The 16,347-nt window shown below is 59.4% G+C and carries 22 protein-coding genes; 11 read left to right on the forward strand and 11 right to left on the reverse strand.

Annotated elements, in window-relative coordinates; genetic code table 11:
* Positions 1-94: 94 nt before the first annotated feature.
* Entirely contained in the window at positions 95-409 is a 315-nt protein-coding gene (locus C4J87_RS16440) for a hypothetical protein (RefSeq protein ID WP_124367644.1), read from the forward strand.
* A gap of 289 nt (positions 410-698) precedes the next feature.
* Positions 699-911, forward strand: a complete 213-nt coding sequence (locus C4J87_RS16445) for a cold-shock protein (RefSeq protein ID WP_003234260.1) — start codon at positions 699-701, stop codon at positions 909-911.
* Between the two features lie 77 nt (positions 912-988).
* Here the strand turns inward: C4J87_RS16445 and C4J87_RS16450 are convergent, their stop codons facing one another.
* Positions 989-1,309 carry an I78 family peptidase inhibitor gene (locus tag C4J87_RS16450; protein ID WP_124363571.1) on the reverse strand — a complete coding sequence of 107 codons (321 nt, stop codon included), beginning with the start codon at positions 1,307-1,309 and terminating at the stop codon, positions 989-991.
* Between the two features lie 144 nt (positions 1,310-1,453).
* The gene (locus C4J87_RS16455; RefSeq protein ID WP_124367645.1) at positions 1,454-1,759 is read right to left on the reverse strand and encodes a hypothetical protein; all 306 of its coding nucleotides are present in this window, start codon (positions 1,757-1,759) and stop codon (positions 1,454-1,456) included.
* 156 nt (positions 1,760-1,915) lie between these two features.
* Between C4J87_RS16455 and C4J87_RS16460 the strand changes: the two genes are divergently transcribed.
* Positions 1,916-2,122 carry a hypothetical protein gene (locus tag C4J87_RS16460; protein ID WP_124367646.1) on the forward strand — a complete coding sequence of 69 codons (207 nt, stop codon included), beginning with the start codon at positions 1,916-1,918 and terminating at the stop codon, positions 2,120-2,122.
* Between the two features lie 33 nt (positions 2,123-2,155).
* Here C4J87_RS16460 and C4J87_RS16465 read toward each other — a convergent pair whose 3' ends face one another.
* Genes C4J87_RS16465 through C4J87_RS16495 form a run of 7 tightly spaced genes read right to left on the reverse strand, consistent with a single transcriptional unit; the run spans position 2,156 to position 9,123 of the window.
* Positions 2,156-3,184, reverse strand: coding sequence for a nucleoside hydrolase (locus tag C4J87_RS16465; RefSeq protein ID WP_124367647.1), 1,029 nt, complete (start codon positions 3,182-3,184; stop codon positions 2,156-2,158).
* Between the two features lie 26 nt (positions 3,185-3,210).
* Complete coding sequence (rbsD, locus tag C4J87_RS16470; RefSeq protein ID WP_124367648.1) at positions 3,211-3,615, reverse strand: D-ribose pyranase; 405 nt, start codon at positions 3,613-3,615, stop codon at positions 3,211-3,213.
* A complete protein-coding gene (gene rbsK, locus C4J87_RS16475) occupies positions 3,612-4,529 on the reverse strand; it encodes a ribokinase (protein WP_124367649.1) in 918 nt (305 codons plus the stop codon). Before rbsK ends, rbsD begins: the two co-directional genes overlap by 4 nt.
* Before the next feature lie 23 nt (positions 4,530-4,552).
* Positions 4,553-5,575, reverse strand: coding sequence for a LacI family DNA-binding transcriptional regulator (locus C4J87_RS16480; protein WP_124367650.1), 1,023 nt, complete (start codon positions 5,573-5,575; stop codon positions 4,553-4,555).
* A gap of 3 nt (positions 5,576-5,578) precedes the next feature.
* On the reverse strand, positions 5,579-6,556 hold the full coding sequence (locus C4J87_RS16485) for an ABC transporter permease (RefSeq protein WP_003174987.1): 978 nt from the start codon (positions 6,554-6,556) through the stop codon (positions 5,579-5,581).
* Entirely contained in the window at positions 6,553-8,106 is a 1,554-nt protein-coding gene (locus tag C4J87_RS16490; protein WP_124367651.1) for a sugar ABC transporter ATP-binding protein, read from the reverse strand. The genes C4J87_RS16485 and C4J87_RS16490 overlap by 4 nt, the downstream gene beginning before the upstream one ends.
* Positions 8,107-8,163: 57 nt before the next feature.
* On the reverse strand, positions 8,164-9,123 hold the full coding sequence (locus C4J87_RS16495) for a sugar ABC transporter substrate-binding protein (protein ID WP_124367652.1): 960 nt from the start codon (positions 9,121-9,123) through the stop codon (positions 8,164-8,166).
* A 450-nt stretch (positions 9,124-9,573) separates the two neighbouring features.
* Between C4J87_RS16495 and C4J87_RS16500 the strand changes: the two genes are divergently transcribed.
* The 3 genes from C4J87_RS16500 to C4J87_RS16510 all read left to right on the forward strand — a co-directional run bounded on the left by C4J87_RS16500 (position 9,574) and on the right by C4J87_RS16510 (position 11,772).
* Complete coding sequence (locus tag C4J87_RS16500; protein ID WP_124367653.1) at positions 9,574-10,662, forward strand: asparaginase; 1,089 nt, start codon at positions 9,574-9,576, stop codon at positions 10,660-10,662.
* A gap of 165 nt (positions 10,663-10,827) precedes the next feature.
* Entirely contained in the window at positions 10,828-11,079 is a 252-nt protein-coding gene (locus tag C4J87_RS16505) for a DUF1654 domain-containing protein (protein WP_124404699.1), read from the forward strand.
* A complete protein-coding gene (locus C4J87_RS16510) occupies positions 11,080-11,772 on the forward strand; it encodes an endonuclease (RefSeq protein WP_372238419.1) in 693 nt (230 codons plus the stop codon).
* Positions 11,773-11,803: 31 nt separating this feature from the next.
* Here the strand turns inward: C4J87_RS16510 and C4J87_RS16515 are convergent, their stop codons facing one another.
* The gene (locus C4J87_RS16515) at positions 11,804-12,169 is read right to left on the reverse strand and encodes an SPOR domain-containing protein (RefSeq protein WP_124368997.1); all 366 of its coding nucleotides are present in this window, start codon (positions 12,167-12,169) and stop codon (positions 11,804-11,806) included.
* Positions 12,170-12,429: 260 nt separating this feature from the next.
* On the opposite strand from C4J87_RS16515, the gene csrA reads away from it, so the two are divergent.
* Together csrA and C4J87_RS16525 are read left to right on the forward strand one after the other, a co-directional pair.
* Entirely contained in the window at positions 12,430-12,624 is a 195-nt protein-coding gene (gene csrA, locus C4J87_RS16520; RefSeq protein WP_003192511.1) for a carbon storage regulator CsrA, read from the forward strand.
* Between the two features lie 204 nt (positions 12,625-12,828).
* Complete coding sequence (locus C4J87_RS16525; protein ID WP_124367654.1) at positions 12,829-13,092, forward strand: hypothetical protein; 264 nt, start codon at positions 12,829-12,831, stop codon at positions 13,090-13,092.
* On the opposite strand, the gene C4J87_RS16530 is transcribed toward C4J87_RS16525, so the two are convergent.
* A complete protein-coding gene (locus tag C4J87_RS16530; RefSeq protein ID WP_124367655.1) occupies positions 13,074-13,769 on the reverse strand; it encodes an HAD family hydrolase in 696 nt (231 codons plus the stop codon). The two genes, C4J87_RS16525 and C4J87_RS16530, sit on opposite strands and share 19 nt — an antisense overlap.
* A 202-nt stretch (positions 13,770-13,971) precedes the next feature.
* On the opposite strand from C4J87_RS16530, the gene C4J87_RS16535 reads away from it, so the two are divergent.
* The 3 genes from C4J87_RS16535 to C4J87_RS16545 are packed head-to-tail and all read left to right on the forward strand — an operon-like array spanning position 13,972 to position 16,343.
* Complete coding sequence (locus C4J87_RS16535) at positions 13,972-14,232, forward strand: DUF2790 domain-containing protein (protein ID WP_124367656.1); 261 nt, start codon at positions 13,972-13,974, stop codon at positions 14,230-14,232.
* 42 nt (positions 14,233-14,274) lie between these two features.
* Positions 14,275-14,946 carry a heavy metal response regulator transcription factor gene (locus tag C4J87_RS16540; protein ID WP_124367657.1) on the forward strand — a complete coding sequence of 224 codons (672 nt, stop codon included), beginning with the start codon at positions 14,275-14,277 and terminating at the stop codon, positions 14,944-14,946.
* Positions 14,943-16,343 (forward strand): heavy metal sensor histidine kinase, encoded by a 1,401-nt coding sequence (locus C4J87_RS16545; RefSeq protein ID WP_124367658.1) that lies wholly within the window; start codon positions 14,943-14,945, stop codon positions 16,341-16,343. Before C4J87_RS16540 ends, C4J87_RS16545 begins: the two co-directional genes overlap by 4 nt.
* Positions 16,344-16,347: the final 4 nt, after the last annotated feature.

Consider the following 16,347-nt stretch of genomic DNA (forward strand, 5'->3'; position numbering starts at 1 on the left):
CATGCCTTATGGCCGCAAAAGTGAACTTGAGCTGTACGCCACGCCTCAAACACCCCGAGAATCGCCGTTCGTCCTCGACCCAAAGGAGCATCCCATGATGCGTTTTACCTCGACACTCGCCCTCGCCGCTTCCCTGGCATTCCTTTCGCTTGGCGCGCAAGCCGCAGCACCATCGAACTGGCCGGAAGGCGCCCGTGACGCCTTCGTCAAAGACTGCAGCGCTGCGGCCAGCCAGAACGTGGACGTCAAAACTGCCAAAGATCATTGTGAATGTGGCGCCGACAAGATCAACGCCGAATTGAGCACTGCGGAAATCAAAGAATTGATGACCAACCAGAACGCCAGCCCAGAGCTTAAAAACAAAGCGGTCGCGGCTATTTCGTCCTGCAAAGTGGTCAAGAAAAAGTAAGAACGCTCACTGAGCGAGCGCCTTTTTTGCCGGAAAAACAGCCTGAAAACGGCTGTTTCTCACAAATTACGCAGCTTTTACGGCTTTTTTTAACAGCTGATATTTCGCTCCAAAGCCCCGTAGAACGTGGCTTTCAGCCAAAACAGGCACGCAACGCAACGCGATTGATTAGCAAACAATGCCTTGGGGGGGCTCCCAAGCCGAACATTTCGACTATGATAGCCCTGTGTGCCCAGTTGGCCTGAGCAGCACAGCACTACTGAAAATATATGTTTCTTGGAGATACACCATGTCTAATCGCCAAACCGGCACCGTTAAATGGTTCAACGATGAAAAAGGCTTCGGCTTCATCACTCCTCAAGGTGGCGGTGACGACCTGTTCGTACACTTCAAAGCTATCGAAAGCGACGGTTTCAAAAGCCTGAAAGAAGGCCAAACCGTTTCCTTCGTGGCTGAGAAAGGCCAAAAGGGTATGCAAGCTGCACAAGTTCGCGGCGAGTAATTCTCCGCCGAGCTAAAAAAACCCCGTCCATGTGACGGGGTTTTTTATGGATGCTGCAAAAGCCAGTGGCTAGGCTATCAGCCGCAATTGACCCGCGTGATCACCAGGTTATCGTCGGTGTTCAGGTTCAGGCGGTCGGAGCGATACTCCAGCGTGATCATGTCGTTGGGTTTGAGGATGCGTGCGTTCTGCGCACCGGCACGCGTACGCGCCTGCTCCAGCAGTTGAGGCGAGGCTTTCTGGCCGATCGTGAACTCGGCAGCCTTCGACTCACAGCGGCTATGACCAGCATCGGTCACGGTGGCATCTTTGCCTGGCTCAGAGGCACCCGGGGTGCTGCAACCCGCCAACGCGAGCGCTGCCAACAAAGTACCGAATGATGCGAGCTTCCAAGGCATGAAGCCTCCTATGATTAAAAATGGACAGAGATCGTGCGACAGCGAGTGAGCAGATTGGTTTCAAGACGTTAACGTCTGACGTGCAAGTCTGCCTGAGTCACGCCCGGCAAGCGCCCCGTCAATCGTGACTAGATATGAATATGTTCAGTAGATATCGATGTAGTCAGACGACGGCGTTGGCCAATTCTGCTTGAGCGCGTTGAAAATCTGCATCACCCAGACTTCGTCGTTCGCGGCCACGTTACCCACATAACCGGAACCCTTTGCCCAGGTCTCCAGGCGAAACAGCAAACCACCTATATCAGCGCCCCCGACCACGCCTGAAGAAATGTAGGCAATACCCGCCTTGCTGACCCGCAGCTGGGTGTGCTCATCGTCACTGGCGCCGGCCAGCAGTTGGCGCACAGCGACCAGCGTAAGACTCTCGGGGTTATTCAAATCGATCTGCACGCAGTGTTTCCCGGCCAATAAACAGGCGGACAGTGTCGCACACCCCCTTCCTCATGCCTAAGTAGCAGTGCCAACTTGCGCGCAAAATGGTTAACTGCGCCCGCTGCAGCCACACGCCAGCGCATTGCCCAGTACCTACAGCCCGCGAGATTTCCCATGACCACCGTAACGCTCCAAGCCGATATCAAAGCCAAATGGCCCCAAGGGCAAAGCTCCTACAGCCCCGGGAGTCCGGAGGAATTGGCGATCATCGGTATCGACCTGCTGGTCAAGGAACTCGGCACCAAGGGCGCGCAAGCATTCATCAGCCAGGTATTCGAGAAATACCCGGCCGACCACATGGGCGCACCCGAGCGCGCATAAGAACCGGCCGGCGAACGCCGACCGGTAAGGGGTTTACTTCAAACGCGCCAGGCGCTCGGTCAACAGATCGAAGAAGCCCTGGGCGTCGCCGTTTTCGACCCAGAACGCATTCTTGTCCTGCTTCAGCCCATCGTACCAATCGACAATGGTCTGGCCGAAGGTCGGGCCTTCCCGGCTGTCGACAACCACATTGACCTGGCGACCGCTGAACAGCGACGGCTTGAGCAGGTAGGCGACCACCGTGGCGTCATGCACCGGCCCGCCAGGAATGCCGTAGTGTTCCATATCGCCTTTGACGTACTCGTTAAGAATATTGCTCACAACCTTGCTTGCGTTGTTGTTCAGGTCGGCAATTTTCTTCAGGCGAGCCTCGCTGGTCAGCACCTTGTGGGTCACGTCCAACGGCAGGTAGGTCAACTTCACGCCGCTTTTAAGCACGATCTCGGCGGCCACCGGGTCGGCGAACAGGTTGAACTCGGCCACCGGCGTGATATTGCCGCCATTGAAGTGCGCACCGCCCATCACTACCACTTCCTTGATGCCCTGGGTGATTTCTGGTGCCTGGGTCAATGCCAGGGCCAGGTTGGTCTGCGGGCCGAGCATGGCAATAGTGATGCTGTGGGGCTTGGCGGCCGTCAGGGTCTTGATCAGGTAATCCACGGCGTTGCCGTCAGCCAGGCCTTGTTTCGGCTCGTGCACGGTGACACCGGAAATCCCTTCCTTGCCATGGATATTCTCGGCATAGATCGGCTTGCGCAGCAGCGGTGCCGGAGCCCCCGCGTATACCGGGATGTCCTCGCGCCCTGCCCACTCGCGCGCCAGGCGTGCATTGCGCGAGGTTTTGTCCAGGCGCACGTTGCCGGCCACGGTCGTCAGCGCGCGGATGCTCAGCTCTTCCGGCGACGCCATGGCGAACAGCAAGGCAACCACGTCATCGGCACCTGGGTCGGTATCGATGATCAGGTCGATTTTTTCTGCCGCCTGGGCGCTTGCAGCTGTGAGTGCGGACAAAAGCAGAACACTCCGAAACAGGTTTTTCAGGGATGGAAGACCACGTTGCATAAAACACTCCTTGTCGTAGGGGGACTCTAGAAGGTTACGCCGGAGACCAGCGCGATATTGCAGTACGGTTGACATTCGCCGGTGCGCACCACGGCGCGCGCCTTGCCACTCAGTTGCTTGAACGCGTCATGGCTAAGCAAGCGTCGTTCGCCCAGCGCAGCTTGTGCGGTAAGCGCATTGAGCTCGGTCAGCGCCGGCGGCTGCTTGAGCAGGATTTCTTCAGCCAGCACGTGGCTTTCCACCTGCATTTCGCTGAGCACAACGCGCAGGGTGCTGATGAAATCCGGGATGCCCTGGGTCAGCGCCAGGTCGATCACCTCGACGCCAGGTGGCACCGGCAGGCCGGCATCACCGATGACCAGGATGTCGCCGTGCCCCAGTGACGCGATCACGCGCGACAGGGCGATATTGAGCAGAGGGGTCTTTTTCATGAGGGCACAAAACCTTGTACGTCGTGCAGGGTAGGAATAGAAGGTTGGGCGCCGGCACGGGTCACCGACAACGCTGCCGCAACCTGGCCAAACCGGATCGCCTCGGCTTCGCTCTTGCCTGCGGCCAATGCCGCAGCAAAGCCACCTACGAAGGTATCGCCGGCAGCCGTGGTGTCCACCGCCGTAACCTTGGGCGCGACCAAGTGTTCGAAGCTGTTGCCATCGGCAAACAGTGCACCCTGGGCGCCAAGGGTGATGATGACTTTAGCGGCGCCAGCCTTGATTAACGCGGTAGCGGCAAGCTTGGCGCTGTCGAGCGAGTCGACCGTCACGCCGCTCAAGGCGCTGGCTTCACTTTCGTTGGGGATCAGGTAGTCAATCGAGGCATACCACGCAGCCGGCAAGGGCCCACTGGCCGGCGCCGGGTTGAGGATCACGGTCTTGCCCAGCTCGCGGCCGCGCTTGAGCGTATGCCCGACGGTTTCCATCGGTACTTCAAGCTGGCAGATGATCACGTCGGCGGCCTGCAACACCGCGTCGCAGGCCGTCATCGAGTCGGGCGTCAACTGACCGTTACTGCCCGCTACAATCACAATCGCGTTCTGGCTGCTGTCATCCACCACGATCAGCGCGACACCACTGGAGCCTTCCACGGTGCTGACGGCCTGACAATCGATACCTTCGATCACCAGCGCATCACGCAGTTGGCCGCCGTAGGCATCGGTGCCGACGCAACCGATCATCGCCACATCCGCCCCCAGGCGCGCCAGGGCTACGGCCTGGTTGGCGCCCTTGCCACCGGGCACAGTGGAAAACGTCTGGCCGATCAATGTTTCACCGGCGCGCGGCAAGCGACTGGCGCGGGTGACCAGGTCCATGTTCAAGCTGCCTACTACCACTACTTTTGCTGGCATACATCAGTACTCATCAATTCAGTTCAGCGGTATTGGGCGAACACACCGGCCAACGGCGCCGTCGACTCACGCAAGACAATACTCGGCGTCACGATGCGTTGATCGATCGGGCGTTGGGGTGTCGCTATACGTCGCAATAATAATTCAGCCGCTGTCTCGCCCAGTTGCAGGATCGACTGCCCGACCGTGGTCAGCGCCGGATAAACATACCGGCCCATTTGAATGTCATCGAAACCAATCACCGACAGCTCGCCCGGCACGCGGATATTCTGCTCTGCCGCAGCGCGCAGCACGCCGAAACCGATCATGTCGTTACAGGCAAATATCGCACTGGGGGGTTGCTGCGCAAGCAATTGCACAGCGACGGCATAACCACCGGTGCTGGTAAAATCACTTTCCCGGATGCGCTCAGCCGCTATTTCAACCCCAGCTTCGCGCAGCGCACGCCGATACCCTGCCAGACGCATTTGCGCCACGCGAGTATGGGCCGGGCCGGCGATGCAGGCGATGTCGCGATGGCCCAATTCAAGCAAGTGCCGGGTCGCCAGATAAGCCCCCTCTTCATGATCGATGCGCACCAGGTCGACGTCGATACCGTCCAGTGCCCGGTCGACTATCACCATGGGCGTGCGCACCGCACTCAAGCCAGCGGCGAGGCCACTGTCATCGCCGCCCACCGAGGTTACGATCAAGCCATCGACGCGTTTCTCCAGCAGCACGCGCAAATAGCTGCGCTGCTTTTCGGCGTTGTCGTCGGAGTTGCAGAGGATCACGCAGTAGCCGTTGCGCTCGCAGTAGTCCTCAATGCCCCGGGCCAGTTCGGCGAAATACGGGTTGAGGCTGTTGGGCACCAGCAGCCCGATTGTCGCAGTGGTCTTGGCCTTGAGTGAGCGCGCGACCGCACTCGGCACGTAGTCCAACTGCTTGATCGCCGCCTCGACCTTGATGCGCACCGGCTCGCTGACCGGGCGCGTCTTGTTCACCACATGGGACACCGTGGTGTAGGAAATCCCCGCCAGCGCTGCCACATCCTTGATCGTTGCCATGGTTCAGCCCCGCCGACTGGCGCGCTGGCTGCGGTAAGTATCAAGGACCACGGCGATCACGATCACCGCACCGGTAATGATGCGTTTGGTCGGTTCTGTCGCGCCGATCTGTGCCAGGCCCGCAGCCAATACCGAAATAATCAGCACACCAAAAAAGGTGCTGATGACCGAACCGCGCCCGCCCATCAGGCTGGTACCGCCGATCACCACAGCAGCGATCACTTGCAGTTCCAGGCCCGAGCCGGCATTCGGATCCGCCGCTTCCAGGCGCGAGATCTGGAACAGCGCGGCTACACCGGCCAGCAGGCCCATCAGGCTGAACACCAGGATCTTGTAGGGTTTGGGGTTGATGCCGGCCAGGCGCACCGCCTCTTCATTGGTGCCGATACCGATCAGGTAGCGACCAAACACGGTGCGGGTCAGCACCAACTGGGCGGCGATGATCACCAGCAACGCAATGATGAACGACGGCGAGATCCCGAACGCAATCGGGTTGGACAGCCAGGCAAACGAGTCACCGATATAAGCGGTGCGCGAGCCGGTCATCTGGTACGCCACGCCCCGGGCCATCTCCAGCACGCCGAGGGACACGATAAAGGACGGGATCCGCCAGGCCACGGTGATGGAACCGGTGAGTGTGCCGGCCAATGCGGCGCAGCCCATGCCCAGCACGGCGGCCGGCAATACGCTCCAGCCCCAGCTCAGAATCGCCACGCTGACCGCCGACGCCGCCAACGCCAGTACCGAGCCCACCGACAGGTCGATGCCACCGATGATCAGGATGAAGGTCATGCCCACCGCCAGTACCATCAGGTCCGGAATCTGGTTGGCCAGGGTGCTGAACGTGTCATAGGACAGGAAGTGATCGCTGAGCACCGAGAACAGCGCAATCATTGCCAGCAATGCACCTGCCAGCCCCAGGTAGGTACCCAGGCCGTAGAAGTTGCCGCCAGTCTTACCGGGGGAAGTGGTTGTTTTCATGGGGTATTCCTAGGCGCTGCATCGTTGAGCAGCGCATCACGTTTCTGATAGCCGGCAAAGGCGGCGGCGAGCAATTCGTCCTGGGTCCAGCTGTCGCGCTCGAAGGTCTCGATCAGGCGCCCGGCGGACAATACGCCGATGCGGTCACAGATCAGCATCAGCTCGCGCAGGTCACTGGAGACCACGACCAGCGCTTTGCCCTGGCGCGTCAACTCGCCGAGCAAGGCGTAAATGTCGAATTTGGCACCCACGTCGATACCTCGGGTGGGCTCATCGAACAGCATCACCGAACAATCACGCTCCAGCCAGCGGCCAATCACCACCTTCTGCTGGTTACCGCCCGACAGTTCGGAAACCAACTGCGCCGGGCTGGAACTGCGGATACGCATGGCGTCGATCTGGCGCTTGGCCAAGGCGGTTTCATCGCGGCTGTTCACCAGCCCGCCAGCGGAGATTTCCGGCATGTTGCCCAGGGCGATGTTGGCGCTGATCGACTGGGTCAGCAGCAGGCCTTCACCCTTGCGGTCCTCGGTGATCAGGGCAATGCCATGACCGACCGCATCGACCGGGGAGCGAATGCTCACTACATTGGCCTGCGGCCCCAGCGCCACGGTGCCGCTGTCGGCCGGGTCGGCGCCGAAAATCAGGCGCAGCAACTCGGTACGACCGGCGCCGATCAGGCCGGAAATACCGTAGATTTCACCCGCGCGCACCTGGAACGACACGTCACGGACCTTGTCCGAGCGCGTCAGGCCTGTGACCGTCAGGGCCGGTCCGCCGATGGTGCGTGGGCCCAGGTCGATATGCTCGCCCAACTCGCGCCCCACCATCAGCGTCACCAATTGTTCGCTGTTGTAATTGACCATCGGCTCGACACACACCAGCTTGCCATCGCGCAATACCGCAATGCGCTGGGCCACACGGGCCAACTCTTCCAGCCGGTGCGAAATATAAATAATCGCCACGCCTCGGGCCTGCAGGCGAGTGATTTGTTCGAACAGCATCTCGACTTCACGGGCAGTGAGCATTGCCGTAGGTTCGTCGAGAATCAGTACGTGGCAGTCGCCGATCAGGTTGCGGGCAATCTCGACCATTTGTTGATGGCCAATGCCCAGGCTGCCGACCAGCGTGTCCGGGTCGATGGCGTCCAGGCCAACCTGGGCCATGGCTTCGGTCGCGGCTTTGCGCAGCTGTTTGCGGCTGATCCAGCCACCACGGCTGGGCAGGTTATGCAGGAACAGGTTTTCAGCCACCGTCAGCGTTGGCAGCAGGTTGAGTTCCTGCATGACCATGCGCACACCCAGCGCTTCGGCCTGGGTGCGGCTGCCGGGTTGATAGGCCTGGCCATTGAACTGCATGTTCCCGGTGGTTGGCGTGACGAGCCCGCCGATGATCTTCGACAAGGTGCTTTTGCCTGCGCCGTTTTCACCGGTCAACGCCAGCACTTCACCGCGATTGAGCGTGAGCGTGATGTCGGACAGAACCGGTTGGGCATAGGTCTTACCGATACCGCTGACCGAGAGGACAGCGTTCGGGGCGGAAGATGACATAGGAAAATCTCCAGGCGCCCGCTCAGGACGAGCGGGCGCTGTTGGCTACTGCCGGGATTACTTCTTGAGGACGAGTTCGACCGGGGTTTCGATCACGCCGTCGGTGGCATCGACCTTCTCGCCCTTGACCAGCTTGAGCGCGTTCTGGATGCCGAACACAGCTTGCTGGGCAGCGGCCTGGTCGGCGGTCGCCAGTACGCGACTGTCCTGCAGCATCGGCTTGATGGCTTCGATGTTGTCATAGCCCACTACCAGCACTTTACCGGCCTTGCCTGCCGCACGTACGGCGGAGACTGCGCCCAGGGCCATGTTGTCGTTACCGGCCAGCAGTGCCTTGAGGTCCGGGTATTCGCTCAGCATCGCCGATGCGACTTTCTGGCCCTGGTCGATTTCCCAGTTACCGGATTGGGTGGAGACGATCTTCATGCCTGCAGCATCCATCGCATCCTTGAAGCCTGCGGTGCGCTGCTGGGCGTTGGTGGTGGTCGGTACGCCTTCGATGATACCGACCTTGTCGCCTGCGGCCAGTTGCTTGGCCAGGTAGTCACCCACCAGCTTGGAGCCTTTGCGGTTGTCCGGGCCGACGAAGGGAATATCGAGTTTTTTGCTTTTCAGCACGTCCGGGTCCAGACGGTTATCGATGTTGACCACCTTGATGCCGGCATCCGAGGCTTTCTTCAGCACGGTGACCAGCGCTTTGGAGTCGGCGGGTGCAATGACAATGGCGTTGACCTTGGCCAGAATCATCTGGTTGACGATATCGATCTGCGCGCTGGTGTCGGTTTCGTTCTTGATGCCGTTGGTGATCATGTCGAAGTCGGCGGCGTGGGATTTCTGGTAATCCTTGGCGCCCTCCTGCATGGTCACGAAAAATTCGTTGGCAAGGGACTTCATCACCAGGCCAACCTTGGGTTTGGCGGCGGCGTCGTCAGCGAAAGCAGAAGAGAGAGGCAGGGCAGCGGATGCGGCGGCAAGCACAGCGACAGCAAGAAGACGTCCTGCAAATGGCAGCTTCATGGGTGTACTCCGATCTTATGATTATTGTGAGCAACGCTCGCGCCGAAGAAACATCTCGCAAACGTTTGCGTTGTCAGAACTATGAGAACCTTGTCGAGATTTGTCAACGGCAGTCGTTCACCTTTCATCCTGAACCCACCCTGCCCTTTTCCCGTTGGTTGAAACGACAGGCGCAACGACGATCTCATACATAACCTGCGCCAACCCGAGCTGGCTTTCGGACAACCGAACAGCGAAGCGCCTTCCGTTCGGAAAGCCGGACGGCGTCGCGTCAGCCCAGACTGAAAATCCCATTTAAGTTGTTTTAAATCAATAGCTTATTTTATCGCTCCGAGCATGATTGGCTTGGTACAAATCCTGCTCTTTCTCAGCACCTCGAGGCGTTCAGAGTCGCCCGGGTGTTCTGGATGAACCTGCTACCGCACTCATCAAAAACCAGAGAGAAAAATAATGAAATCTGCATTGAAGACCTTTGTTCCTGGGGCGCTGGCCCTCCTGCTGCTGTTCCCGGTTGCCGCTCAGGCAAAAGAAGTCGACACCAAGACCAAGCTTTCCAACGTGGTGATCCTCGCCACTGGCGGCACCATTGCCGGGGCTGGCGCCAGTGCGGCCAACAGCGCCACTTACCAGGCCGCCAAAGTCGGCATCGAACAATTGATCGCGGGTGTTCCTGAGCTTAGCCAGATCGCCAATGTACGCGGCGAACAAGTGATGCAAATTGCTTCGGAAAGCATCAACAACGACAACCTGCTGCAACTGGGTCGCCGCGTCGCCGAATTGGCTGACGACAAGGACGTGGATGGCATTGTGATCACCCACGGTACCGACACCCTCGAAGAAACCGCCTACTTCCTCAACCTGGTTGAAAAAACCGACAAGCCTATCGTGGTGGTCGGCTCCATGCGCCCTGGTACCGCCATGTCGGCAGACGGCATGCTCAACCTGTACAACGCCGTTGCCGTCGCAGGCAGCAAGGACGCACGGGGCAAAGGCGTGCTGGTGACCATGAACGACGAGATCCAGTCGGGTCGCGACGTGAGCAAGATGATCAATATCAAGACCGAGGCTTTCAAGAGCCCGTGGGGCCCGCTGGGCATGGTCGTTGAAGGCAAATCCTACTGGTTCCGCCTGCCGGCCAAGCGTCACACCATGGATTCGGAATTCGACATCAAGACCATCAAGAGCCTGCCCGACGTCGAAATTGCCTACGGCTACGGCAACGTGAGCGACACTGCCTACAAGGCCCTGGCCCAAGCGGGTGCCAAGGCGATCATCCATGCAGGCACCGGCAATGGCTCAGTGTCGTCCAAGGTCGTTCCCGCGCTGGTGGAATTGCGCAAGCAAGGCGTGCAGATCATTCGCTCTTCCCACGTCAATGCCGGCGGCATGGTGCTGCGTAACGCAGAGCAACCAGACGACAAATACGACTGGGTCGCCGCCCTTGACCTGAACCCGCAGAAAGCGCGCATCCTGGCGATGGTCGCCCTGACCAAGACCCAGGACAGCAAAGAGCTGCAACGGATGTTCTGGGAGTATTGATTCCAGGCTTTATCTGTAGGAGCGAGTTCGCTCCTACAGTTCCTCGCAAAAAATCACAGCAAATTTCCAAATTCGCTGTCAGACGGAGTTCTTTGAATTTAAGCAGTTGCGAAATTACCTACAGTTAAATACTGTATGTGCGTACAGCTTACTAAGGAATACTCCGTGGCAAAGCCCTCCTCCGCAGCACCCGCACCGCCAGATGCCTACCAGCGCCTGGCTATTCGCGTCCAAAAAATCATCAATTCGACCAACGCGCAGAAGGCCAAGGCGGCGCTGATCTTCCGCCTGCCGGATGAGCCCGAAGACGAATGGGCGCGCTTGCTTGAAGAGATTGCGGAAAACGACAACGTCACCCTCGCCTACAGGGATGACGGCGGCGTGCAGATTTTCTGGGTTGTGCCGAAGGAAGATTGATTGAATGAGTGTCCGTTTTTTTGCTGTGTGCTGCCTGTTGTTTGCCGTCACCGCCAACGCCCAAGCCCCCGCACTTTCAGTGAAGCCAAAAAAATCGCCTGGAAGCTCTACGCTCCGCAGTCCACCGAGTTCTACTGCGGCTGCAAATACACCGGTAACCGTATAGACCTGAAAGCCTGTGGCTACATCCCGCGCAAGAACGCCAACCGCGCCGCACGCATCGAGTGGGAACACATCGTGCCCGCCTGGCAGATCGGCCATCAACGTCAGTGCTGGCAAAATGGCGGGCGTAAAAACTGCACGCGCCATGACGACGTGTTCAAGCGCGCCGAAGCGGACCTGCATAACCTGGTGCCGAGCATCGGCGAGGTGAATGGCGACCGCAACAACTTCAGCTTCGGCTGGCTGCCGGTGCAAAGCGGGCAATACGGCTCATGCCTGACGCAAGTGGACTTCAAGGCCAAGAAGGTCATGCCGCGTCCGTCCATCCGCGGAATGATCGCGCGCACCTATTTTTATATGAGCAAGCAATACGGCCTGCGCCTGTCGAAACAGGATCGCCAGCTGTATGAAGCCTGGAACAAGACCTACCCGGTGCAAGCCTGGGAGCGCCAGCGCAACCAGACCGTGGGCTGTGTGATGGGCCGTGGCAATGAGTTCGTCGGCCCGGTGAACCTGAAGGCCTGTGGCTGAAAGTGGGCGCAAAACCCGCCCACCCGGCTTGTTACTGGGTGACCTTGTGTTCGATGACCTCTGACACGGTGTCGTTTTTCTTGGCCCGCGCCATCTTTTCGTTGAGCAGGGTCTGCTTGGCCTCAGCCTCGGCCTTGCTCGCAAACGGGCCCAGCAGGACCTGATCCTTGCCGTCGACCTTGACGATATAAAAATTGAAACCATGCTCCAGCAACCAGGCGGTCAGGTCCGTGATCGCCTGCAGCTTGTGATCCGGCGGGCCCACCCATACATCCCATTCTTGAGCGGCAATCGCACCGGTTTGTGGCTGGCTTTGGGTCACGACAGGCTTGGCCTTGGGCGCATCGACAGGTTTACCTTCGCCGCATCCGGCCAACGCCAACACCGCAATTGCCATCGCTACTTTACGCACTGCCCTGCTCCTTTGAAGATAAAGAGGCGACTTTACCATTCACTGTCTATTCTGGCCGTCATAAACATTGGCTTAAACAATGCGAATGATGTATCGCGACCTGTATGATGCCGCCATGGGAATTAATGTCGCCTCTATGCGTCCTAAAAGAGGCAGTCACAGGGAAGCGCTTCGCAGTAAGCTACGCACATCCGACACCTGCCCTGTCTGAACATGTGTCCTTAAAAGTAATCAAGGAGAAGTCCATGCTTATACTCACCCGCAAAGTTGGTGAAAGCATAAACATCGGTGATGACATTACGATCACCATCCTGGGCGTTAGCGGCCAGCAAGTACGAATCGGCATCAACGCCCCCAAGGATGTTGCCGTGCACCGCGAGGAAATTTATCAGCGCATCCAGGCCGGCCTCACTGCGCCGGACAAAAACCAGACGCCTTGAAGCACCTCCAGTAGCCAGCCTTTTGCTTCACCGTAACGGCTGGCGAAAACCCCGATTGACCCGTTCTTTTTCTACCCGAGCTATGCGCCTCGTACATCGGCCTGCGCTGCAAGATGAAACTGCCATGCTCCCCGGAACTTGTTGCATCATTTGCAGCCAAATCCCACGTCATCCTGCGGTCCGAGTGCATTCAGGAGCACGTCGATGAGGCCAACCGTCACACAGCCCATGGTTTCCCTTTCCTGGACGATCGCCCTGCTGATAGGGCTGGTCTTTCTGGCGCTCGGGTATGGCCTGCGATTGGAAGCCGAGGCGGCTGTCGACACCGCAGACCACTCCTGGCTGGACCTCGCCTTACTCTTGTGTGCCTACCTGTTTGCGTTCTGTCTCAAGCCGATTCAGAAGACTATTTTGCGTAAGCTGTGCCAGCGCGAGGCGCATCGCGCCCATCAAAAAACCGCACGCTGACTGTCTATCTTTTCTCGCAGCGTCAGCAGGCCATCCGCTTCTCGCACGACTTGCAACCCCTCATATCCCTCGATACAGGCATGTTCAGTCGCCATGGGCGCCAGGTGCGTCGAGGTCACTACCATCACGTCCGCTCCCGCCGCTTCTGCTGCTCGAATGCCTACCCTCGCATCCTCGAACACCAGGCAATCCTGCACCGGCACGCCCAGGCGCTGGGCGCCAAGCACGTAACACGCAGGATCCGGCTTGCCGCTGGCGACATCTTCGGCCGTCACCATTACCGCCGGCATAGAAATACCCGCCGCTTGCATTCGACGCAACGCCAGTGCCTTGGGCGCAGACGTGACCAGTGCCCACTGATCGGCCGGCAAGCAGTTCAGGAACGGGACCGCGCCGGCAAGCGCCACGACACCCTCGACGTCGTTCAATTCAGCCTCGGTAATCCACGCCGCCTCCGCCTCGGGATCCACACCCGGCAACCCCTGGCGCCTGATCGTATCAATCGCGCGGGCGCCATGAATGGTCGTCAGGAAAGCCTGCACATCCAGCCCATGGCGTTCAGCCCAGCGGCTCCATACACGCTCGGCAGCGGCGATGGAATTGAGCAGGGTGCCGTCCATATCGAACAGGAAGGCACGGTAACGCTGACTGAATACGGCTGGATTTCGACTGGACACTACGCGGCTTCTCCATGGGTTCAAGCAATGATCGACCCCACGCAATCTACGGTTCACCTCGGCACTTGTAAACGCTGCGAGGCGCCAGCGTTAAACCTTGAATGACGAACTTGTCATCATCCTGTTGGTTAGCTGTTCGGGTCGCCTGGTTACTGTGAATTCACTGCCAACCCCGGCAGCCACTTTAAACAGAGATCTCGCCATGAAACGCTTTGCCCTCGCTTTTGCTGCCTTGCTCGCCACCGGCTCGGTATTCGCTGCCGACACCGCTTCAACCGCGCCCGTGATCCATGATCAGACCGGCTTCTTCGTCCACCTGGATGTCGCCAAGGTTTTGTCCAGTACCGACTCCTACGGCCAATGCGGTATCGTCCCGGCACAACTGCGCTACCTGGACCACCAGGATCGTGAGCATGTGCTGGACTACCGCGTGCAGGGCACCGGTTGCGCCAGTGACAATTGATCAGGCTAAACTTGCGCAACCCATCGAACCAGGGCTTTTCCCATGAACATCCTCGTAGTCGAAGACGAACCCAAGGCCGGCAATTACCTGCTCAATGGCCTGCAGGAGCTGGGCTACAGCGTGAGCCTGGCCCGCGATGGCGTGGACGGATTGCACCAGGCCCTGGAAACCCCGTTCGACGTGATAGTGCTCGACGTGATGATGCCGAAGATGGATGGCTGGGAAGTACTGCGCCGCTTGCGCAAGGAAGCCGACACGCCGGTACTGTTTCTCACCGCCCGCGATGACATCGCCGACCGCATCAAAGGCCTGGAGCTGGGCGCCGACGACTACCTGATCAAGCCCTTCTCCTTCGCCGAGCTGGTCGCACGCCTGCGCACCCTGACCCGACGCGGCCCGACGCGAGAAGAAGAACACCTGCACATCGCCGACCTGCAAATCGACGTGCTCAAGCGCCGCGTCACCCGCGCCGGCACGCGCATTACCCTGACCAATAAAGAGTTCGCCCTGCTGCATCTGTTCGCCACTCATCAGGACCAGGTGCTGTCACGCTCGCTGATTGCCTCGCGGGTATGGGACATGAATTTTGACAGTGACACCAATGTGGTCGACGTGGCCGTGCGGCGCCTGCGCTTGAAAATCGATGACCCGTTCCAGCTCAAGTTGATCCACAGCGTGCGGGGCATCGGCTACCGCTTCGATACCCAGCCATGAGCCGCGCTCGCCACTACTCGCTGACCCTGCGCCTGGCGCTGATCTTCGCCTTGCTCGCCTTCGCCTTGCTGGCCACCTTGGGCGTGGCCCTGTACCGCGAGCTGGAGCGCGAGCTGGTGCGCCGCGACGATACCGCGCTGGTCGCCCGAGTGGATCAACTGCGCAACCTGCTCAACGACAGCAATACCCTGGGCCTGATCCAGACAAAGCCCGAGTTGTTCCAGAACATGCTGGGCAACCGCGAATCCGTATTGAGTATCGGCGCCCCCGGTCAACAACCGTTGCTGCTGGTGAACCCGGCGAATATCGAGCTGCCCTCGGTCAAACCGGTGCCCAGGGATCACGTACTGGCGCTGAGCGATGTGCAGCATTTGCCGGGGCTTAACGGCATTCCTTTTTCAACCGTGGCCGCGACCATCGACTCGGGCGACCTGGGCAGCCTGCAAGTCACCAGCGGCCGCCTGATGACCGAGCGCACCGCCGTACTCGCCAGCTATCGGTTGAGCGTTTATATCCTGGCGAGCATCGCTGCGATCGTCCTGGCGTTGGCCGGTTACCTGCTGGTGCATCGCGGCTTGCTGCCCTTGCGCCGCCTCGCCCGGCACGCGCAAGGGATCGGCGTCGGCAACCTGGCCGAGCGCCTCGACGGCCAGGGCGCACCCAAAGAATTGCTGCCGATGATCGAGTCGTTCAACACCATGCTTGAACGCTTGTCCAAGGGCTTTGTGCAATTGGGCCAGGTGTCCACCGACATGGCTCATGAACTGCGCACGCCGATCAACAACCTGCTCGGCGAAACCCAGGTTGCCCTGCAACAGCAGCGCAGTATCGAAAGCTACCAGCAGCTGTTGGCCTCCAATGTCGAAGAACTCGAACGCTTGGCGCGGATGCTCGACAATATGCTGTTTCTGGCGCGCACCGACCCTGCCAGCGCGTTGCGCCAACGCCAGGCGCTGGATGCTGCGGATGAAGTGGAACGCATCGCGGATTATTTCGAAGGGTTGGCCGCTGACGCGGGCATGCACATCGTGGTCGAGGGCGAAGGCGTGATATGGGCGGAGCCGATGCTCCTGCGGCGTGCCCTGGCCAACCTGTGCGCCAACGCCATCAAGTATGGTTCGCCGGGCTCGGCGCTGAGCATCCAGGCCATTGCACATGACGAGGGCGTCAACCTGAGGGTCAGTAACCACGGTGAAACCATTCCCGCCGAGCATCTACCGCGGTTGTTCGAACGGTTTTACCGGGTGGATGAATCCCGCGAACGGTCCTCCCAGTCCAATGGGCTGGGGCTGTCGATCGTGGCAACCATCATGCAATTGCACAACGGGCGGTATGGCGTCAGCAGCGAAGGTGGCGTCACGCGTTTCGAGTTGTTTTTCCCCGCACGGGAAGCGTGAGGCA

This window comes from Pseudomonas sp. R1-43-08 (genome assembly GCF_003852255.1).
Classification (GTDB): domain Bacteria; phylum Pseudomonadota; class Gammaproteobacteria; order Pseudomonadales; family Pseudomonadaceae; genus Aquipseudomonas.